The sequence below is a fragment of the Myxococcus sp. MISCRS1 genome, from assembly GCF_026626605.1.
Taxonomy (GTDB): Bacteria; Myxococcota; Myxococcia; order Myxococcales; family Myxococcaceae; genus Myxococcus; species Myxococcus fulvus.
In genome coordinates this window covers 3684169-3704368 of sequence record NZ_JAPNKB010000001.1, presented here as the reverse complement: position 1 = coordinate 3704368, position 20200 = coordinate 3684169, and the positions used below count along the sequence as shown (strand labels likewise).

Genomic DNA, 20200 nt, shown 5'->3' with positions numbered 1-20200 from the left:
CGCCGGTGTCCGCCGTGCTGGAGGAATTCGGCTGACGCGAGGTGTCGAGGTCCGCGTGGGGTGAAGTAGCCTCGGGGGGAATGGACAACCTCGCGCACTCGCTCGTCGGGGCCTGGATGGCGGAGGCGGGGCTCAAGCGCTACACACCGCTTGCCACCGCGACGCTCGTCATCGGCGCCAACCTCCCGGATGTGGACGCGGTGGTGACGTTCGCGGGCTCGGATGCCTCGCTGTACTGGCGACGCGGGTGGACGCACGGCGTGTTGATGCTGGCCCTCTGGCCGTTCGTGCTCACGGGGTTGATGCTGGCGTGGGACCGCTTCGTGCGCAGGCGTCGCCATCCGGAGCTGGAGCCTGCGCGCGCGGGGCCGCTGTTGTTGTTGTCGACGCTGTCGGTGTTGAGTCATCCCGCGTTGGACTGGCTCAACACGTATGGCGTGCGGTTGTTGATGCCGTTCGACGGGGCGTGGTTCTACGGGGATACGCTGTTCATCGTCGACCCGTGGGTGTGGTTGCTCGCGGGGGCGGCGGTCATCATGGCGGATGCGCGCACGCGCAAGTCCGCGGCGGGGTGGATGGTATTGGGCATCGCGAGCACGGCGCTCGTGACGGTGCCCGACTTCGTGCCGTGGCCCGCGAAGGTGCTGTGGGTGGTGGGCGTGGCGGCGATTGTGTGGCTGCGATTGAAGGGGACGCAGGTGGTGTCCACGCAGCGCGTGGCGACGGTGTGTGGGGTGGGGTTGGTGTTGTACCTGGGGGCCATCTTGTTGGGCTCGCAGGTGGCGGCGCCTCGCGCGAAGGCGTGGCTGGAGGGGCAGGGGCAGTCGGTGGAGCGCGTCATCGCGGGGCCGGTGCCGGCGAACCCCTTCGTGCGAGACCTCATCGCGGTGGGGAAGGACCGCTACCACTTCGTGACGGCGGACTTCTTGAAGGGCGGAGACGAGCACCTGCGCATCAACGGCCCGACGCTGCCGCGCGAGCCGAATCCGGGCCCGGTCATCCAGGCCGCGCTCGCGGCGCCGCACTTGCGCGGACTGTCGAACTGGCTGCGACTGCCCACGTATCAGGTTCGCGAGACGGCGCAGGGCTGGCGCGTCACCATCGATGACGTGCGCTACTCGCGGATGCAGAGTGGCGGGCTCGGCTCCGCGGTGGTCGAGCTGGACAAGGAGCTGAAGCCCGTTCGCGCTCCGCCGAGCAACGGGACGCATTGACGCGAGGCCCGAAGCAGGCGGTGAAGGCGCAGGACACGTGTCCTGGCTCAGCACCGCGTCCCCTCGTCGTGCAGTAGGGCACGAGGGGGGCCTTCGCGCGCGAGGTGGAGTGGCGTCGCGAAGGGCCACTCCTGGGTTCGGAATCGAGGAGTGCTCCAGGCATCCGAAGGCTCGTGAGGGGTTGGCCTCGTTCGAGCCCTCGGAGCGTTGAGGCTCATCAGCGCTTCAAGTCGATGCGCACCCACTCACCCTGGGTGGCGCCGGGGAGCACGGTGAAGCCGAGGTTGCGGTAGGCGGCCTCGACGTCGGCGCGCTGGTGGGAGAGTACACCCGCGAGGACCAGCCGGTCCTTGGCCTTGGGCGCGATGAGCGGCGCCAGCTCGATGAGCGTGTTGGCGAGGATGTTGGCCAGCACCAGGTCGAAGGTGCCCTCGACGGCGGTCAGCTCCTTGCCGGACACGTCGATGTCCGGGGTGCCGTTGTCGGTGAGGTTCTCCTGGGCGAGCTCCACGGAGGTGGGGTCGTTGTCGGTGGCGACCACGCGGCCCGCGCCCAGCTTCTTCGCGGCGATGGCGAGCACGCCGGTGCCGGTGCCGACGTCCAGGACGCTCGCGCCGGGGTGGTCGGTCATGTACGCGTCCACGGCGGCGAGGCACAGGGACGTCGTGGGGTGGTCACCGGTGCCGAAGGCCATCTTGGGCTCGATGACCAGGCGCACCGCGTCCGCGGGGGCGTTGGCCACGTCCCAGGGCGGGCCCACCCAGAGGCGGCCGACGTGGACGGACTTGATGAGGGACTTCCACTCGTTGCTCCAGTCCTGCTGGGGCTGCTCGTCCAGGCCGAGGCGGGCGTCGGGGAAGGACTCGGCGACGCTGTCGCGCGCGGACTCGGCGGTGGGGCGGTCCTCGAAGTAGCCGATGACGATGGACTCGCCCGCGTTGGGGGGCTTCACGCCGGGCATGGTGGGGGTTTCGCGGTCTCGTACCTCGAGGCCGAGCGCACCGGACTCGTGGAGGAGGTCCTGTACGGCCTCGGACGCTTCCTCGGGCAACTCCACGGTGAGTGACAGATAGGTCTGGGACATGCGGGCCCTTTTACCGCGCCGTGCGTAGCGTGGGAGCGCCGTGAGATACCTGTTCATCTTGTGGCCCCTGGCCTGGCTGTGTGCCTGCTCCGGCCCGGAAGCACCCGACGCGGCGGTCTGTCGGGATGTGGTGACCCGCCTCTGCCAGACGTCGGCCTGCCCTGGAGTCGCCGAGCAGCTCGACCTGGACACCTCCTGTGAGACGACCCTGCTGGAGCGGACGGGGTGTGGCTCGGAGGACTTCGCCTTCGTGACGCCCGCGCGGGAGCGGGTGCTGGACTGCCGGGAGCCGCTCATCCGGGTGGGGACGACGACGGAGCGGGCGCCGAGCTGCGAGGACACGACGCGCTTCCTGGTGGAGTGCCCGGACGTGGCGGCGTACTTCCGGGGGGAGCAGCCATGAAGCGGTGGGTGGCGTCGGTGTTGATGTTGGCGGTGGGGTGCACGCCGCTGGACGTGGAGCGGCGCACCGAGCGGGGCCCTGTGCTGCGGACGTATGTCCAGGAGTCGCAGCTCGGGGAGCGGATGCCCTTCGCGAGCGCCGAGGTGGACTGGCCAAGACTCTCACTGCGGTTCTCCACGGCGGACGTCTGTCGGACGGAGCAGCACGTCGAGTACACGGAGAACCTCATCAGCACGCACTCGTCACCGGGCGCGGCGGGGGCGGTGAGCTCGGGTGGGGTGCTCACGGGCATCGGTGGCTTCCTGGTGCTCGGGAGGACGTTGTTCTCGAACACGCCGGACCGGGATGGCATCGACCGGGACGGGCACTACGGGCCTTCGAGTCGCAAGGTGGCGACGACGTGGGGCGTGGTGTTGTTGTCGGTGGGCGTGCCGGCGCTGGTCGCGGGGCTCATCCAGCTCCACAGGGGAGGGGAGACGACGGAGACGCGCAAGGCGGATGAGATGGTGGCGCTGCGCGAGGTGCCCTGTCATCCCGAGCCGGCGGACGGGGTGGTGGAGCTGACCGGAGGCAAGGGCGAGCCGCCCGCGCCACGTCCCACGGAGAACGGTGTGCTGGTGCTCGATGTGGAGCAGGTGCGGGCGTTGGGCTTCAAGGGGCTGAAGCTGGACGGGGCGCCGGTGTTGTTGGAGGAGGACGACCGCGCGCGGATGGAGTTGTTCCGCACGTGTGCTGTCTTGCTGTCGGCGCCGGTGGATGTGGAGGCGCTCGCGGTGGAGGCGAAGCGGCAGCCGGAGAAGCTGCGCAGGAAGCGCGACCTTGTCCGGGCGTGCAACACGTTGCCTGGGGCTCCCACGGGGCCACTGCTCGATGCGCTCGACTCGGCGCTGTCGATGGGACTCCGGGAGGTGCCGGAAGCGGAGCCACCGCCGCCGTCACCCGTGCTCCCTGGCACTGAACTCTGATTGATTGCGGAGGAGTCTCTTGTCCTCACCAGCCCACTCACTCTGATATCCCGGAGCCCAGTCTTCGGGGAACGAGTCCGGAGAGGGAGGGCGTGGATGAAAGCGCTCGGGATTGTCGGGCTGTTGCTTGCGCTGGCCGTGACGGGATGCAGGACGACGCGTCTGGTTCGCCTGGAGACAGGGGTCGAGCCTCCACTGGCACACGCTCCCATCGCCCAGGACGATGCTGCGCCGGTGGAGTTGGACGAAGAGGAGTTCGAGGCCGCAGTGGTGGTACTCGCTCGAGACGTGCGACCTTTCGCGAGTCCCATGCGAGAGGCACGCGAACTCTTCGGTGTTCCCGAGCGGAGTGGGGTGTTCTTCTTCGACAACCAGGGACCACGGCTCATCCCCCGGAAGGAGCAAGATTCACCCGATGGACCGAGCCTGCTGGAGTCCTACGCGGACGATGCGCTGACGCGCGCCTACGGCCATTGGTGTGAGCGGAAGAACCAACCGGGTGATTGCCTCCGCCTGCTGACGGAGGGCCCATTGCTGGCCAGCGACGGCAAGTACTCGTTGGCCATGGCCATCGCAATGGAGTCAGTTTGGGAGGAGACGGCGGAAGCGCTGGAGGACATGGCGGACCCACAGGCATTGATGGCGACGGTGAGTGCCTCCGTCAGCATGTACATGCTCCTCTGGGTATTGCCCGAGCCCATGAGTAAGGGCCTTGCTGCGCTGCTGACGGCCTCGGCCATCGCCTACCTGGGCGTCGACACGGTCTGGCGCATCCTGGATGGATGGGTCTCGCTGGTGCGGACCGTGGACCGGGCCACGACCTTCGAGCAACTCCGTGACGCGGGAGAGGTCTACGGTGAAGTCCTTGGAGAGAACGCGGCGCGCATCTTCGTCATGCTGACCACCGCTGCTCTGGGGAATACAGCGGGACTGTTGGCTCGCTCCTCAAGGCTGCCCGGCTCCTCGCAGGCCGCGCTCTTCGTCGAGTCTCAGGCGGGTTACCGCTACGGGGCGATCGGAGGCGTCCAGTCGGTGGCGATGGCAGCAGATGGCTTCACCATCGCGCTGGCTCCCAACGCCGTCGCCATGGCGTCACGTGAGATGGGCGGCAGGGACCCCGAGAACCATCACATCGCCACCGACAAGAACAGCAAATCTCCGGTCCGGGGTGGCCCTTGGACGCCACGGTTCCGACGAATCTTCGCGAAGGCGGGGATGGAGCTGAAGGACGCCGAGAACGTGGTCGAGGTTCAAGGCCATCGAGGTCCCCATCCGCAGCGCTATCATGAGCGCGTCTATGCACGGCTGGAAGAAGCGACGAAGGGATGCCGGACGGTGATGGAGTGTCGTGAGGTCCTGGTCACGGAACTCAGACGGCTCGCGAGGGAGGTCTCCACTCCTGGCTCGGGCTTGAACAAGTTGCTGACGCGAAGCGAGTGAGACCGAGGCTGCGCGATGGTGAAGCGGTACTTCCAATTGACCGACGATGTCTCCGTGCCGGGCCGATGGGACCTGGGGCATCCCCGCGAGTCTGGAGGACGTGAGCTGGAGGACCCCTGGATGTTCAGGGAGGGCCATCCGGTAGCGGTGAGCGGACGGCTCTCTGTTCCCATCGAAGTGCCGGGTAAGGCGCTCGACTTCTCCCTGGCGGGCTTCAGCACCCCGGTAGTCCATGTCACCGTGGCCAACCTCTTCCAGGAACTTGCCCCTGACGATGTGCAACTCGTCCCCGTGGATATCGAGGGACGCCCCGACGCGTACTTCATCCTCGTGGCGACGAAGCTCATCCGCTGCATCGACGATGGGGCGACGGAAGAGGTGCTCTACTGGACCGAGGAGGACCGTCGACCCGAGAAGCTGGGCCAGTACCGCGATGTCTATGGCATGCGCATCGACCCCGCGAAGGTGGGGGATGCGAAGGTGTTCCGCACCTGGGGCTGGTCCATCGCTCTCATCGTCTCCGAGGACCTCCAGCGTGCCCTAACGAAGAAGAAGGCCACCGGCGTGAAGCTCACACCCGTTTGACTCGCGCCAGCACCCCTGCTCGCATCGTCCCCTTCCACCGGGGGCGCACGCATGTCCGAGCAGTACGACAGCATCGGGACCAAGTACGAGCAGTTCAAGAACACCGCCGCTCTGCCCATCCCAGAGCGACACACCTTCCTGCGACTGGTCGGCGACCTGCGCGGGAAGCGTGTGTTGGACCTCGCCTGTGGCACGGGCCACTACTCACGGCTCCTCAACGAACTCGGCGCCGACGGCGTGGAGGGCGTGGACATCTCCCTGGAGATGGTCCAGCTCGCGCGCGACAAGGAACAAACCCAACCCCGCGGACTGCGCTACCACGTGCTCGACGCCCGAGCCCTCCCACGACTCGGCGACTTCGACCTGGTCACGGCCGTCTACCTGCTGAACTACGCGGGCGCCCGTCAGGAGCTGCTCGACATGTGCCGCGGCGCCTACGCCAACCTCAAGCCCGGTGGGCGCTTCATCGCGATGACCATCGACCCGACCTTCGACGTGGCCCGCTCGAGCTGGGCGCCCTACGGCGTCGAGGTCCTCAGCGAGCAACTCGAGGACGGGCGCCACTTCTGCAAGGCCCTCTTCCTCACCGAGCCCCCAGCGCCCTTCGAGTACTTCCGCTGGTCCACCCAGGTCTACGAAGCCACCCTCGCCGAGGCGGGCTTCCGCGACATCACCTGGCACCCCTTCGAGATTCCCGACGAGGCCCTCCAGAAGCACGGCGAGGCCTTCTGGCGCGTCTACCGTGAGAACCCACTCCTCACCGCCCTGAGCGGCCAGAAGTAGCCCCGTCGTGAGAAGGCGAGCGCCACGACCCCGGCGCTCGCCCACCCGACATCACGGCCCGACGACGGCAAGCACGCTCTTGTCGAAGTCGATGACCTTGCGCGCCACGTCCCGGACCTGCTCCGACGTCACCGCGGCGATGTGCTCCGCGTAGTGCAGGAAGTTGTCCAGGTTCAGCCCGTACAGGGTGTCCATGGCCATCATCCCCGCGCGCGCGCCGTTGCGCTGGAGCGCGATTTCATGCGTGCCGATGAGGTTCTGCTTCGCCCGCTCCAGCTCCGCCTCGGGAATCCGCTCGTCACGCACGCGCCGAAGCTCCGCGCGGATGCCCTCCAGCGCCGCGTCCACCTTCTCCGGACTCGTCCCCATGTACGCCGCGAAGTAGCCCGGCTCGATGCCCTCCACGCCGAAGCTGCTCACGCTGTACGCCATCGACCGCTTGTCGCGCAGCTCCACGAACAGCCGCCCGCCCTGGCCGGACAACACCCCCGACAGCGCCTCCAGCGCGTGCCGCTCCGGGTCGTTGATGCGCATGCCCCGGAAGCCCATCACCAGGTGCGACTGCGCCTTGGCCAGCACGCGCTTCTCCTCGCGCGCACCCTCCAGCGGCCCCTCCTCCAGGATGCGCGGCGCCGGCGCGGCCTTGCCCCGCGACTTGCCGAAGTACTCGTTCGCCAGCGCGAGCACCTCGTCCACCTTCACGTCGCCCACCACCGTCAGCACCAGCTGCGACGGGTCCATGTACTTCTCGTGGTACGCGCGGAGCGCCTCGGGCCCCAGCGCCTCCACCGACTCCTTCTCACCCAGCGTCGGCATCCGGTACGGGTGCGTCCGGAACAGCGTCCGGTTGAACAGGTCGAACGCCAGGCCCGACGGCTTGTCCTCCCGCGTGAGGATGTCCTGGAGCATCAGCGAGCGCTCCCGCGCGACCTCCACCTCGGGGAACGAGGGGTGCAACACGCTGTCGGAGAACAGCCGGAACGCCGCCTCGAAGTGCCGCGAGAGGAACTCCCCGCGCAGGTTCACCGAGTTGCGTCCGCTCAAGCCCCCCATGCTGCCCGCGTAGATGTCCGCGAGCTGCGAAATCTCCTCCGCGTCCCGCGTCGGCGTGCCCCGCGTGAGGCTGCGCGCCAAGAGCGTCGTCAGTCCGTTGTCCGCCGGCGTCTCGTAGCGCAACCCGCCCATGAACGCCGCGCGCACCGCGAACAGCGGCACCGCCGGCTCCACGCGCACCACCACCTTCGCCCCCGAAGGCAGCGTCTCCTGGATGATGTCGCTGGGACCCTTCGCCTTCGCGCCCAGCTTGAGCGAGGGCTCGCCCGCCGACACCTTGCTCGCCCTGCGCTCGGGCGGCGCGGCCACGGGGCCCTTCTCCACGCGGTCCAGCACCGCGTTCACCTGCGCCTCCGTGAACTCCGTCCCGTGCGGCAACAGCGCCGTGACGATGGCCTTGTCCAGCCGCAGGTACTTCTCCGCCGCCTTCTGGATGTGCTCGGGCGTCAGCGAGCGCACGGCCTCGTAGTAGCGCGCCTCCGCCTCCAGGCTGCCCATGCCGGACTGGAAGTAGCCCATCTTCCGCGCCACGCCCTGCACCGTCTCGCGCTGGTAGACGGCCTCCGCCTCCAGCAGCGCCTTCGCCGTGGACAGCTCGTCCGCCGTCACCGGCGTCACGCGCATGGTGGCCAGCGTCTTCGCCGCCTCCTCCAGCGCGCGCTCGCAGTGGCCGGGCTGCAGCGTCATCGACACCGAGAACAGCCCCGGGTCCTGCGGCGTGTACGCGAAGGCGTGGATGTCGTTGACCAGGTTGTGGCGGCGCTTCACCTCGCGCGACAGCCGGGACGCCTCTCCCTGACCCACCATCATCGCCAGCACGTCCAGCGCGGGCGTGTCCGGGTGCGCGGCCTCCGGAATCGGGAACGTCAGGTGCAGCCACGCCTCCTTCACCTCGTCCGGACGCAGCAGCACGCGGCGGCCCGTGAGCGCGGGCTCCTCGGGGCGCTTCACCTCCCCCTCGAACGGCCGGCCCCAGTCCCCGCCGAAGATCTCGTCCACCCACCCGCGCAGCTCCGCCTCGCTCAGGTCCCCCGAGACGGACAGCACCATGTTCTTCGGCGTGTAGTACCGGTGGTAGAACTCCAGCACCTTCTCGCGGCTGAAGCTGCGCACGCTCTCGGCGGTCCCCAGCACCGGCAGCCGGTACGGGTGGCGCTGGAAGGCCGTGGAGAACAAGTCGCGCGAGGCGCGCCGGGACGGGGTGTCCTGGCTGCGCTTGATCTCCTCGCAGACGACCTCGATTTCGCGCGAGAGCTCCTCGGCGTCGAAGGCGGAGCGGCGCACCGCGTCCCCGAGGATGTCCAGGCCCGTCCGGGCGAACTGGCTGGCGATGACGATGTGGTAGACCGTCTGGTCGTAGGACGTCCAGGCGTTGATCTCCCCGCCGTGGGCCTCCACGTCCCGCGCGATTTCGCCGGGGCCGCGCCGCTCCGTGCCCTTGAAGAGCATGTGCTCGTGCAGGTGGGCCAGGCCCGCCTGGTCCGGGCGCTCGTCGGCGCTGCCGACCTTCACCCAGACCTGGAAGGCCGCGACCTTGGCGGCGTGCTGTTCCTCGAAGACGACAGTGAGCCCGTTGGGCAGCGCGTAGCGGATGGCCATATGGAAGGGTCCGAAGCTGGCACTCGCCCCCCAGGAGGGCAAGGCGAGGTGAGATTTATCCCTCACTGGCTAACGCCCAGGCGCCCTGGCGTCGAGGGGTCCGAGGGGCCTCCCCGCGTCCGGTCGCCTGAACCGACCCTTCCCGTCACGCGTCCCTGGTAGGCCGCGCCGCCGGGCGGTAACCTGGGAACGCCCATGCCGTCACCTCCGGAAGAGGTGGATCCGCTCGCGGACCTGCGCGACAGCCTGGACCTGGAGGACACTGGCGTCCAAGCGGCCCCCCCCGCCCCCACCGCCACTGCCCTCCCCAGGCCCCAGCCCAAGCCCCCGCCTTCGGCGCCACCGCCCGCTGCTCCGCCCCCTCTGCCCCCTCGCCGTCCGGCGGCGTCCCCGGCTTTGTCGTCGGCGGGCACGGGCGCGGCCAAGGCCCCCGCCCCCATCGCCACCACCCCGGCCCCGGTTTCGCGGGCGGTGCGGGTGCCCGGGGATGATCCCTTCAAGGAGGCCGCCGAGCCCCGGATGCCCATGGGGGCTTCTCCAGAGGAGAAGCTCGAGTACTTCCGGGCCGTCGTCCGGCAGAAGACGGAGACCCTGGCCCGGGCGCGCACCCTGTACGCCGAGCGCGACGGGGAGGTGACGGGGCTCAAGCAGTCGCTCACCCAGGCGCGCAAGGAGGCCGCGGAGGCCAAGGCGCAGCTGGGGGCGGTGAAGGACTCCCCGGCGAAGCTGGCGCAGACCTCGGAGGCGCTGGCCAGCGCGGAGAAGCGCGCGGCGGACGCCGAGGCGAAGCTCGCCGCGGTGGAGGCGGAGCTGTCCGCGGTGGAGGCGGACCGCAAGGACTTGTCGCGGGCGCTCGCGGAGGTGGAGTCGGAGGTCCCCCGGCTGACGGCGGAGCTGCACGACGAGCGCGAGTCGCGGGGCGCGGTGGCCGAGGAGCTGGTGGGCGCCAAGGAGGCGCTGTCGCTGGCGCAGGACCGCGTCGCGGAGCTGGCGGCGGAGAAGTCCGAGGCGCAGGGCGCGCTGGAGGCCGTCCAGGAGCAGTACCAGCAGGTGCTCTCCGACGTGGAGCGGCTGGGCGGCGAGCTGGAGACGGCCACGGCCGAGCGCGACTCGCTGGGCCTGCGCGTGGGCCAGCTGGAGGCCGCGCTCGCCGAGGCGCAGGGCGCGCTCTCCGCGGTGGAGAGCGAGAGCGACTGGTCCAAGAGCTCGCTGGAGGAGGCGCAGACCCGCTCGCGCACGCTGGAGGAGGAGCGCGACCAGGCGCGCCGCCAGCTCGCGGTGGTGGAGGAGGGGCTGCGCACGCTGCAGGCGCAGACCTCCGAGCTGGAGAAGGCGCTGGCCCTGAAGGACGCCGAAATCGTGGGCCTGCGCGCGGCGCTCACCGCGCGCACCACGGAGGCCTCCGAGCTGCCCGTGCTGCGGCAGGCGCTGGAGCAACGCGCCGCCGAGGTGGCCCGACTCACGGCGCGGCTGGAGACCGAGGCCGCGCGCGCGAACGAGCGCGCCCAGGCCCTGGAAGAGGGGCTCGCGCAGGCCGGCGAGCGGGCGCAGGTGGCGGAGGGCGAGGCCGCGGCGCTGAAGGAGGCGCTGGAGGCGCTGGAGGTCGAGCAGGTCTCGCTGCGTGACCGCATGGAGGCGGACGCGGCGGCGCTGGGCGAGGCGGCGCAGCAGGCCGAGGCGAAGGTGGGCGAGGTGTCCGCGGCACTGGAGGCCGCGCACGCCGAGCGCGACGAGCTCAAGAAGCAGCTCGCCGCCGCGGAGATGAAGACCGCCACCACGGACGCCGAGCGCGTGGGACTGGCCGCGCGGGTGACGATGCTGGAGACGGCCTCCGCGCAGCGCGAGGCGGAGCTCGTCCGGGTGCAGGGCGCGCTCGCGCAGGCGAAGGAGGAGGTGTCGCTGGAGCGCGTGCGCCGCGAGGCCGCGGAGGCGGAGCGCTCCGACGCGCAGGTGCACGCGGCGGAAGTGGAAGCCCGCGCGGACGCTCTGGCGGAAGGGCAGGGCGGCGCCGAGGCTCAGCTGGCGGAGCTGCGCGAGGAGCTGGAGGCCGCGCGCGCCGAGGCGGACAAGGCCGAGCGGCTCCAGCAGCGGCTGAAGATGCTGGAGGGCGCGCTGGAGACGGCGAAGGCCGACGCGGCCCGAGCGAGCCAGGCGGCGCAGACCGCGCAGGCCGGCAAGCAGAAGGAGGAGGCCGCGGCCCAGGCGGCGGAGACCCGGCTCAAGGACGTCGAGGTGGCTCGGCTGGAGCTGGCCTCGAAGCTCCAGGACGCGGAGGCGACGCGCGCGGAGCTGACTTCGAAGCTCCAGGACGCCGAGGCCCGGCTCGCTCGCGCGGAGTCCTCGCAGGCGGGCAAGGCGCAGGAGTCCGCCCAGGCGCGCACCGCGTCCGAGAAGAAGCTGGAGGAGGCGAAGGCGGCGCTGTCCGCGGCGGAGGCGAAGCTGCGCGCCGAGCAGCAGGCCCGCGAGGCGCTGGAAGAGAAGCTGGCCCAGGCACCACAGCCCGTGGCGTCGAGTGCGCCCGCCGACTGGGAGGCCGAGCGGGAGGGGCTCAAGGCGGACGCGGCCAACCTCAAGCGCAAGCTGGTGGCGGCCGAGACGGCGCTCGAGGCGGCGGCCGGCTACAAGGCGAAGATCGCCAAACTGGAAGCGCAATTGAAGGGCCGGAAGTAGAGGTTTGCCCCTCATGCCGTTCGACGCGCCAGTGGACCTGCTCACGGGGATGCCGGCGGCCCGCTTCGGGCTGTACCTGCACTTCCCCTACTGCCTCGCGAAGTGCCCGTACTGCGACTTCGCCGTGGCCGTGGCGCGCCAGGTGCCCGAGGAGCGCTACGCGAACGCGGTGCTGGCGGAGCTCGACGCGCGCCTCGCCCTCTCGCCCGGGCTGCGCGACAAGCCCCTGGAGTCCATCTTCCTGGGCGGTGGAACTCCGTCACTGTGGCATCCGCGTTACGTCTCCCGCGTGCTGGACGGAATCGCCGCGAGGCTGAAGGTGTCGCCCGGCGCGGAGGTCTCGCTGGAGGGCAACCCGGAGCGCGCGGACGCGGAGCGCTTCGAGGGCTACCGGGCCGCGGGCGTGAATCGGCTGTCCCTGGGCGTCCAGTCCTTCGAGCCCCGGACGCTCAAGGCGCTGGGCCGCGCGCACGACGCCGAGCAGGTGGAGCGCGCGGTGGAGCTGGCACGGCGCGCGCGCTTCCCGGTGGTGTCCATGGACTTCATCTACGGCGTGCACGGCCAGACGGTGGCCCAGGTGGAGCAGGACGCGCGCCGCGCGGTGGCGCTCCAGCCCGAGCACCTGTCCACGTACGCGCTGACGGTGGAGCGCGAGGTGCTGGCGGTGGACACGCCCTTGTCCAAGCAGCTCAAGCGCGGCGAGCTGGAGCTGCCCTCGGACGACGACGTGGTGACGATGGCCGCCACGGTGCGCCAGGTGTACGGCGCCGCGGGCCTCACCCGCTACGAGGTCTCCAACCACGCCAGAGCGGGCTTCAGCTCCCGGCACAACGCGCTGTACTGGACGGGCGGCGAGTACCTGGCGCTGGGCGTGGGCGCCACGGGGATGCTGCTGTCCCCCGAGCCCTCGCGCTACGCGAACCTGCGCAGCCCGGAGAGGTACCTGGCCCAGGTGGAGGCGGGGCGCCTGCCCGAGGACAGCCGCGAGGCGCTGGGCGCCGAGGAGCTGTTCGCGGAGCGGCTGGCGATGGGGCTGCGGCTGGTGTCGGGCGTGGACTGGGAGGCGGTGTGTGAGCGATATGGCCAGCCGGTGGAGCCCCGACGGGCGGAGGTGGCGCGGCTGGTGGAGCACGGCTTCGCGACGCTCACGAACGGGCGACTGGCCTTGACGGAGAAGGGCGCGGACGTGCACAGCGCCGTCTGCGCGCGGCTCTTGTAGTCGAGCCGGCGCGCGCGAGGGATTTCGAGGAGCGTATGAGCAAGTGGCTATTGTGGATGTTCCTGACGCTGCTGACGGGCAGCCCGCTGTTGTCGCTGGGCCTGGTCATCGTCTTCATCTTCGTGGCGGACCGCTTCACGTGGCGGCTGTTGCCCAGCCCCGTGCGCATGATGAAGCGCTTCCAGCGCGCCGGGTACCTGGCGGGGACCATCCTCACCAACCCCCACGAGCGCCGCGCGCGCCACGAGCTGGCGGACATCCGCGTGGAGCAGAAGCGCTATGAGGAGGCCGTGGACATCCTCAAGCCCAACCTGGAGGCGGGCGACGAGGACGTGGACACCCTGTTCCTGCTCGGCGTCGCGTACCTGGGCGCGGGCGACGCGCAGCGCGGCGAGCTGCTCCTGGACGAGGCGGCGAAGCTGGACGCCGGCTACCGCCAGGGCGCCATCGACCTGGAGCGCGGCCGCTTCCGATTGAAGCGCGGCGAGGTGAAGGGCGCCATCGAGGCGCTGGAGCGCTTCTGCGCGACGCGGCTGGGCTCGGTGGAGGGCCGCTACCTGCTCGCCCGGGCCCTGGCGAAGGACGGGCGCAGCGCGGACGCGAAGCGCGCTCGGGACGCGGCGTGGAACGAGTACGTCGTCGCCCCGGGCTTCCAGCGTCGCCGCGAGCGCCGGTGGGCGTGGCTGTCCCGACCCAGCCGTCCGCTGACCTACGCGGTGCTGCTCGCGCTGGTGCTGGGCACGGGCGCGACGATGGCCCGCCAGATGGGCCTGTTCACCCAGCGCACCCACCGCTACGGCGGCGGCTACGGCGAGGGCTACCCCCCGGGCGAGGCCCCCTCGGCCGCCGGATGGGAAGAGGCCGGGCCCCCAATCGAGTAGCGCGCCGGGTAGCCCCAGACCCCAGGACCGCGAGTGGAGGCCGGTCCGCTCGCTGTTCGGACCTCCTGGTGAAGGGCCCTGGGGCCGGGGGATGTCTGGAGTGGCGGGACGGGCGTAGGCTTCAAGACGTCGTCCCTCCCCGCGTCCACAGCCGAGGCCCCGCTCCATGTTTCCCTCCCCGTCGCAGGTGCTCCGGCAGCGCGAGGGATTGCTCGCGGACACGCCCTTCCCGCTGCTGCTCCAGGCGCTGATGGCCGAGGAGCGCACGTGCACGCTGGAGCTGAAGGTGCGCCAGCGCGAGAAGCGCATCCTCTTCGAGGAAGGCTCGCCCGTGGCGTGCCAGTCCAACCTGCTCCACGAGACGCTGGGGAAGTACCTGGTGGAGAAGGGCAAGCTGTCCGAGTCCGACTACCAGAAGTCGCTGGCGGAGAGCGTCTCCTCGGGCATGCAGATGGGCGGGCTGCTGGTGCAGAAGGGGCTCATCAGCCCGTTCGACTTGTACAAGCAGCTGCAGGCGAACCTGGCGCACAAGCTGCTCGACTGCTTCCGGTGGGTGGACGCGAAGTACCGCCTCATCGCGGACGTGGAGACGCCCGACGCGAGCGTGCGGATGAACACCGCGCAGCTCATCCTCACGGGCGTGGAGGGCGTGATGCCCTTCGACGCGGTGGCCACCCACTTCACCTTCACCGACGAGCGCCGCTTCGGGCAGATGCCCGCCGTGGAGTCGGGCCCCAAGCTGTCGTCCAAGGACGCCCGGCTGCTCCAGCAGCTGCGCCAGCGCCCCACCTTCAACGAGCTGATGGAGCGCACGGGCTTCGACATGGAGACCGTCCTGCGCCGCCTGTACGCGCTGTGCCTGCTGGGCGTCGCGGGCTTCGTGGAGGACGTGGACGCCCGGGCCGTGGAGCTGTCCTCGCGCGCGGTGCCCGTGGCCGCCCCGCCTCCCGAGCCCGTGGCGCCCGAGCCCGTCGCCGCCCGGGGCCTGCCCTTCAGCGACGAGGACGTGCCCACGCGCGACGCGCTGGTGTCGGCCTTCCTCGCGCACCGCGCCAAGGACCCCTTCGCGCTGCTGGAGGTGCCCGAGGACGTGCAGCCCCTGCCGCTGCGCCGGGCCTTCCTCGCCTGGGCCGAGCGCTTCTCACCCCTGCGCTTCCAGACGCCCGAGCTCAAGGAGAAGGCCGAGTCCCTGCTCGCCGCCTACGCCCGCGCCTATGGCACCCTGTCCGACGCGGAGCAGAACCTCTTGTGGCGGAAGCGCCGCGCCGCCCACCGCGAGAAGGAGCGCACCGCCACCGGGCGCCCCTCCACCGCCGAGCAGTTCCGCATCCGCACGGATTTGCTCGACGCCAGGACGCAGTTCGACGAGGCCCGCCGCCGCCTCAACGACAAGCAGTACGCCGGCGCGTTCGAGTACTTCGAGTACGCCTGCGACATCGAGCCCAAGCCCCTGCACCACGCCTGGCGCGCCTGGGCCCGGTATCTGATGAAGCCCGAGTCCCACGGCCGGCTGGCCCTCCAGGAGCTCCAGGAGGTGGTCCGCCAGGAGCCCGGCCTGGAGGATGGCTGGGCCTTGCTGGGCGAGGTGGCCCAGGGCGAGGGCCAGTGGCCCCTGGCCGACGAGGCCCTGCGCAAGGCCTTCAAGATCAACCCCAAGAACCGCCGCTACGTGGAGCTCATCCAGGAGATGGCCCGCCGCCGCTAGCCCGGTCAATCCCCCCGAAAGCAGCCGTCCGAGCGGTGCATGGATGTCTCTTCACGTCACCCGCTTTTCCAGGCGCTGAGAGTTTTCCCGGGACCCATCGGTCATCTGGCCGAACGGCTCTTTCGCGCACGGCATTTTCCCCCAAGGAGAGGGATGCTCCCAGAGGGGGGGAAGGGGCTCGCAACAACGGGCCCTTCATTCGCGAGATCTAAAGGTCCGTGCAACCCTGTTGTCGTCCGGCGGCAGCCCCCGGTGGGGCGGCCGCTCCTGAAGCGAGGCTGGATGCGTTCCGTCCCCACAAGGGCCCAATCAGGCCAGGCCGCGGTGGAGTCCGCCATCGTCCTGCCGCTGTTCGTGTTCCTCATCCTGGGCACGTTGCAGCTGGGGCTGATGCACCAGGCGCGGCTGCTCGCGAAGTACGCCGCGTACAAGGCCGTGCGCGCCGGCTCGCTGCACAACGCCAAGGTGGAGACCATGGAGGCCGCCGCGCTCGCGGTGCTCCTGCCCATCCTCAGCACCCGGACCTCGGGCGAGGCGGGCATCGAGGTCGTCAAGCCCGTCGGCAGCGCCCAGGAGTTCGAGACCAAGTTCGAGGAGCTGAAGAACAACCAGATGCCCGGGGCGAACCTCAAGTACGCCGAGGTCACCATCTGCGGCCCCACGCAGGAGGAGGTGTCCGGCGGCGGTGAGTTCGACTTCGACGACCCGGACAACATCCACCCGGACGGCTGGCGGGAGAACCACCGCACCAAGCTGCGCATCCAGCTGACGCTCAACTACCGGCTGGTGGTGCCCTTCGCGGACTGGGTCATCTACAAGGCCGCGCGCGGCCGCGAGGTGCCCATGCTGATGCGCATGGGGAAGATGAAGGCGGAGGAGCAATCCAAGACGTCCACCCGTCGCTTCGGCGGCGCCGCCACGGGCGAGGGCCCCTACGAGAGCGCCGCCTCCCAGGGCATCTACATCATGCCCATCCGCACCACGTACACCATGCGGATGCAGTCCAACCTGTACCTGGGCGCCAACGCCCTGCCCGCGAGCAACGCATGCCTCTTCCCGTTCTCCTACTGAGCCGGCCCGCCCGCCGCCGCCAGCGCGGGCAGGCCATCGTCCTGGGCTCGTTGTCGTTCCTCGTCCTCGCGTTGATGGTGACGCTGAGCTTCAACCTGAGCCACGCGCTGCGCCGCAAGATGTCCCTGCAGCAGCACAGCGACACGCTGTCGTTCTCCATGGCGGTGCTGGAGGCGCGCGCGCTCAACTACTACGCCGTCAGCAACCGGGCCATCGCCAGCTCCTACGTGGCGATGAACAGCCTGCACGCGTACATGTCCGCCGCCAGCCTCACCGGCCAGATGATGCGCGCGTCGTCGAACAACTTCATGCAGATCGCCATGATTGAGTTCGGCCTGTGCGTCGCCTGCGAGTTCATGTGCGACCACTGCGAGCACATGGCGGAGGCGTTCAAGATTTCCGGCGACTTCCGCGACGCGGGCAAGGACTACGACGACAAGGTGGAGGCCTTCGAGTCCAACTTCCGTCAAGCCATGGAGGCCCTGGACCTGATGGTGGACAACATCCACACCGCCCAGCGCGAGGTCCACGACAAGACGCTCCAGGCGGTGAAGGACGGCAGGAGCCACGGCCTGGGGCAGCTGCGCGACTACACCGCGCCGCTCGCCACGGATTTGGTCTCCGCGGTGGGCTCCATCAACGCCAACGAGTTCAACTGCGCCGTGGACGGCATGGAGTGCCAGGGCAGCGAGAGCAACACCTCGCCCGAGGCCCGCGCGCGGGTGATGACGGAGATCGCCAACGCCACGCGCTCGGGCTGGCCCGCCAACCGCGACAGCCCCGGCGCCGGCGCGTCCGCGAACCTGCCCAAGTACCTCAACTCGCAGTTCTTCGATGAGCTGGACGAGATTCCGGACAACGAGGCGACGAAGCTCATCTCCGGCACCAAGGGCACCGCCAAGACGGTGAAGAGCAAGGGGCAGCTCACCCAGGGCGGCCAGTCCGGCGGCAACGACGGCATCATGGTGGCCGCGTCGGACGAGGGCAACATCTTCCACCGCTGGGAGCACGGCGTGGGCACCAGCAACTTCAAGTCGGAGGTCTGGAGCGACGACGGCGGCGGTGGCCACGTGAACAACGGCGCGCACTCCGGCCAGCACCGCTTCGAGGGCGTCAACACGCGCGCGCTCACCGGCTGCGCGGGCTCCGGCAACTGCTTCATGAAGTTCCGCGCCAACCCGGACCCGGACCGGGACTGGGGCCAGCCGCGCGTCTACAGCTACGTGTCCATGCCCTTCCGCGTGGGCAACACGCGCCAGGCGCCGTGGGAGCTCAACTCGTCCGCGCAGGTGCGCCTCACCCACGGACAGCAGGGCCAGGGCAGCCTCACCGTGGCGGCCACCGAGGGCATGGCCATGTCCAAGTCCCTGGTCTACTACCACCGCTTCGGCGAGGAGGGCTGGAAGGAGGCGCCCAACCTCTTCGCGCCCTACTGGCGCGCCAAGCTGCACCCCTTCACCAAGGGGGATGCGCAGCAGGTGCTGGACGCGGCGGGCAACTCGGACGCGGCGCAGATGTCCCAGGTGGACGGGGTGGCCCTGTGAAGACTTATGGACAACGCGCGAGGCGCGGCGCGGCCGCGGTGGAGACGGCGCTGTGCATGCTCGTCATCATCCCCGTGTTCATGTACGCGCTCTTCGTCGATGACCTGCTGAGGCACACGCTGGACTCGCAGGAGACGGCGCTGTCGACCATCTGGGATTACGCCGTCCAGGACTATCCGACGAAGCCCAAGAACCCTCCGCCCGAGGGCGGCGCGGAGGAGCCCTTCTATGGCTTCAACGGCGCCCAGTACTACGCGCGCCTCCAGTACTGCGACCACGAGTCGGGCCTGGACAGCTTCGGCCCCGGCAAGGGCCCCGAGTGCGAGAACGACGAGGGCCACCACGCCGAAGTCACCGCGCACGCGTGCTGGCTCAACCCGGGCGCGCAGCAGGTGCAGTGCACGCTGAACCAGGCGGACCCGAACGGCGGCGGCGGTGGTGGGCCCGCGGGCGCGTACAACGTGACGCTGCACCAGGCGTACATGGATGACTTCGGCAAGGGCGGCGTCATCCGCTGCTCGGCGCGCCTGGGCGTGCAGAACTACCTGTTGCCGCGCACCTTCCTCCAGGACTTCAGCCAGGTGAACCTGGCGCGCCAGACGAAGAAGAAGAGCGACGGCATCCACAGCAACGCGCAGGGTGGTGATTTGCAGGACGACCCGCGGGGCCTCGCGGGCGATGTCTACCTGCTGCCCTGGGAGCGCATCGCCATCGTGACGGACACGTGGGCGCTCACCAAGGAGGCCCGCTACGAGCCGGGCACCGAGGACAGCGACCAGGAGAACCTCTACGCGCGCGTGTCGCAGATCTACAAGAGCGGAGACAACCCGGCCTACGAGCAGATGTCCTCGGCCGCGGAGGCGTTCGTCAACGAGGCCACGCAGGAGGTGCTCAGCAGCGACATCCGCCTGGATGACATGCCGCCGGGGGATGACCCGCGCGAGGCGAGCCTCTCCATCGTCCCGTTCCCGTCCAGCGGCGGCCCGACACAGACGATGAACCAGAATGGCGGCAGCGCCACGTACTTCAACAGCGAGTGGCGGGACTGGGACCGCAACAACAACGAGAAGACGCACAACGCGCGAGGGAACAACTACCTGGGCTGCGCCCAGGCGGAGCGCTGCTGATGCCCAAGTCGTCGAGCCTGGTCATTCGCGTGCCCGCGCTGCTGTTCTCCGTGGCCGTGGTGGGCGCGTTGATCGGCTTCGCCTGGGAGGGAGCCGTCTACGGGCGGCGGGACGTGTCCGAGGAGTGGTCTCCTCCGCCCTCGTTGGATGACGCGCCTCCGGCGAAGGCGCCGGGCCGCTCGCCCGCGGAGGAGGCGGCGCTGAAGCGGGCGCTGGTGCACTTCCCGGCGTACCCGCGCGCGAGCCGCGCGGAGCTGCTCGCGGTGGACTACCTGGGGCCGGACGTGCCCATCGCGGTGGCCTGGTTCACCACGCAGGACACGCCCGAGCAGGTGCTGGAGCACTACCGCAAGGTGCTGCTCGACAACGGGCTGCCGGTGCTCGGCGAGCGGCACGGGGTGAACGGCGGCTGGGTGGGGTACTGGAGCCCGGCCACGGAGGAGATGCGGCTGGTGTCCGTGCTGGCGCAGGGCGGGGAGACCCTGGGCTTCGTGTCGGCGGGGCAGGTGGCGCCGCTGCTCAAGCGGGCCTCGAAGGTGCCGTCGTGGATGCCGCTGCCGCCGGAGCTGAGCGGGCCGGTGACGCTGTCCTTCGACATGGAGGGCGCGGCGCACCACGTGGTGTCGGGCAGGCTTCCGGGGGACTCTCCCCAGGCGGTGGGGGAGACGTACCGGGCGCTGTTGAAGGAGAAGGGCTGGGAGGTGGGGGCGGTGGAGCCGATGGACGCCGGTGGCATCGGGTTCGAGGTGATGCGGGGGACGACGATGGGTCGCGCCACGCTGCGCCTGAAGCTGCCCGAGCCGGGCGTGGAGCTCCAGCTGTCGCTGCTGCAGCGCGGGGCTGTGCCATGAAGGAGG

General features: G+C 70.1%; 16 protein-coding genes. 14 read left to right on the top strand and 2 right to left on the bottom strand.

Going from position 1 to position 20200, the window contains the following annotated elements; translation table 11 throughout:
• Positions 1 to 80 precede the first annotated feature (80 nt).
• Positions 81 to 1214 (top strand): metal-dependent hydrolase, encoded by a 1134-nt coding sequence (locus OWM54_RS14275; protein ID WP_267697848.1) that lies wholly within the window; start codon positions 81 to 83, stop codon positions 1212 to 1214.
• Between the two features lie 217 nt (positions 1215 to 1431).
• Here the strand turns inward: OWM54_RS14275 and OWM54_RS14270 are convergent, their stop codons facing one another.
• A complete protein-coding gene (locus OWM54_RS14270) occupies positions 1432 to 2298 on the bottom strand; it encodes a 50S ribosomal protein L11 methyltransferase (protein ID WP_141331451.1) in 867 nt (288 codons plus the stop codon).
• A gap of 40 nt (positions 2299 to 2338) precedes the next feature.
• Between OWM54_RS14270 and OWM54_RS14265 the strand changes: the two genes are divergently transcribed.
• The 5 genes from OWM54_RS14265 to OWM54_RS14245 all read left to right on the top strand — a co-directional run bounded on the left by OWM54_RS14265 (position 2339) and on the right by OWM54_RS14245 (position 6474).
• Positions 2339 to 2701 carry a hypothetical protein gene (locus OWM54_RS14265; protein WP_248542287.1) on the top strand — a complete coding sequence of 121 codons (363 nt, stop codon included), beginning with the start codon at positions 2339 to 2341 and terminating at the stop codon, positions 2699 to 2701.
• The gene (locus OWM54_RS14260) at positions 2698 to 3666 is read left to right on the top strand and encodes a hypothetical protein (RefSeq protein WP_267697847.1); all 969 of its coding nucleotides are present in this window, start codon (positions 2698 to 2700) and stop codon (positions 3664 to 3666) included. Before OWM54_RS14265 ends, OWM54_RS14260 begins: the two co-directional genes overlap by 4 nt.
• Positions 3667 to 3762: 96 nt before the next feature.
• Positions 3763 to 5106: an AHH domain-containing protein gene (locus tag OWM54_RS14255; protein WP_267697846.1), complete on the top strand. Its 1344-nt coding sequence runs from the start codon at positions 3763 to 3765 to the stop codon at positions 5104 to 5106.
• 15 nt (positions 5107 to 5121) lie between these two features.
• A complete protein-coding gene (locus tag OWM54_RS14250) occupies positions 5122 to 5691 on the top strand; it encodes an imm11 family protein (protein ID WP_267697845.1) in 570 nt (189 codons plus the stop codon).
• Positions 5692 to 5742: 51 nt separating this feature from the next.
• On the top strand, positions 5743 to 6474 hold the full coding sequence (locus tag OWM54_RS14245; RefSeq protein ID WP_267697844.1) for a class I SAM-dependent methyltransferase: 732 nt from the start codon (positions 5743 to 5745) through the stop codon (positions 6472 to 6474).
• A gap of 51 nt (positions 6475 to 6525) precedes the next feature.
• On the opposite strand, the gene OWM54_RS14240 is transcribed toward OWM54_RS14245, so the two are convergent.
• Positions 6526 to 9126 carry a M16 family metallopeptidase gene (locus OWM54_RS14240; protein WP_223783409.1) on the bottom strand — a complete coding sequence of 867 codons (2601 nt, stop codon included), beginning with the start codon at positions 9124 to 9126 and terminating at the stop codon, positions 6526 to 6528.
• 195 nt (positions 9127 to 9321) lie between these two features.
• Between OWM54_RS14240 and OWM54_RS14235 the strand changes: the two genes are divergently transcribed.
• The 8 genes from OWM54_RS14235 to OWM54_RS14200 all read left to right on the top strand — a co-directional run bounded on the left by OWM54_RS14235 (position 9322) and on the right by OWM54_RS14200 (position 20194).
• Complete coding sequence (locus OWM54_RS14235; RefSeq protein ID WP_267697843.1) at positions 9322 to 11796, top strand: plectin 1 isoform 8; 2475 nt, start codon at positions 9322 to 9324, stop codon at positions 11794 to 11796.
• 13 nt (positions 11797 to 11809) lie between these two features.
• Positions 11810 to 13015, top strand: a complete 1206-nt coding sequence (gene hemW / locus OWM54_RS14230) for a radical SAM family heme chaperone HemW (protein ID WP_267697842.1) — start codon at positions 11810 to 11812, stop codon at positions 13013 to 13015.
• 35 nt (positions 13016 to 13050) lie between these two features.
• Positions 13051 to 13896 (top strand): tetratricopeptide repeat protein, encoded by an 846-nt coding sequence (locus OWM54_RS14225; protein ID WP_223746218.1) that lies wholly within the window; start codon positions 13051 to 13053, stop codon positions 13894 to 13896.
• Positions 13897 to 14062: 166 nt separating this feature from the next.
• Positions 14063 to 15601 carry a DUF4388 domain-containing protein gene (locus OWM54_RS14220; RefSeq protein ID WP_267697841.1) on the top strand — a complete coding sequence of 513 codons (1539 nt, stop codon included), beginning with the start codon at positions 14063 to 14065 and terminating at the stop codon, positions 15599 to 15601.
• 282 nt (positions 15602 to 15883) lie between these two features.
• Positions 15884 to 16672, top strand: a complete 789-nt coding sequence (locus OWM54_RS14215) for a TadE/TadG family type IV pilus assembly protein (protein ID WP_223746220.1) — start codon at positions 15884 to 15886, stop codon at positions 16670 to 16672.
• On the top strand, positions 16648 to 18216 hold the full coding sequence (locus tag OWM54_RS14210; RefSeq protein WP_267697840.1) for a hypothetical protein: 1569 nt from the start codon (positions 16648 to 16650) through the stop codon (positions 18214 to 18216). The genes OWM54_RS14215 and OWM54_RS14210 overlap by 25 nt, the downstream gene beginning before the upstream one ends.
• Positions 18213 to 19343 (top strand): hypothetical protein, encoded by a 1131-nt coding sequence (locus OWM54_RS14205; RefSeq protein WP_223746221.1) that lies wholly within the window; start codon positions 18213 to 18215, stop codon positions 19341 to 19343. Before OWM54_RS14210 ends, OWM54_RS14205 begins: the two co-directional genes overlap by 4 nt.
• On the top strand, positions 19343 to 20194 hold the full coding sequence (locus OWM54_RS14200) for a hypothetical protein (protein ID WP_267697839.1): 852 nt from the start codon (positions 19343 to 19345) through the stop codon (positions 20192 to 20194). The genes OWM54_RS14205 and OWM54_RS14200 overlap by 1 nt, the downstream gene beginning before the upstream one ends.
• Positions 20195 to 20200 lie beyond the last annotated feature (6 nt).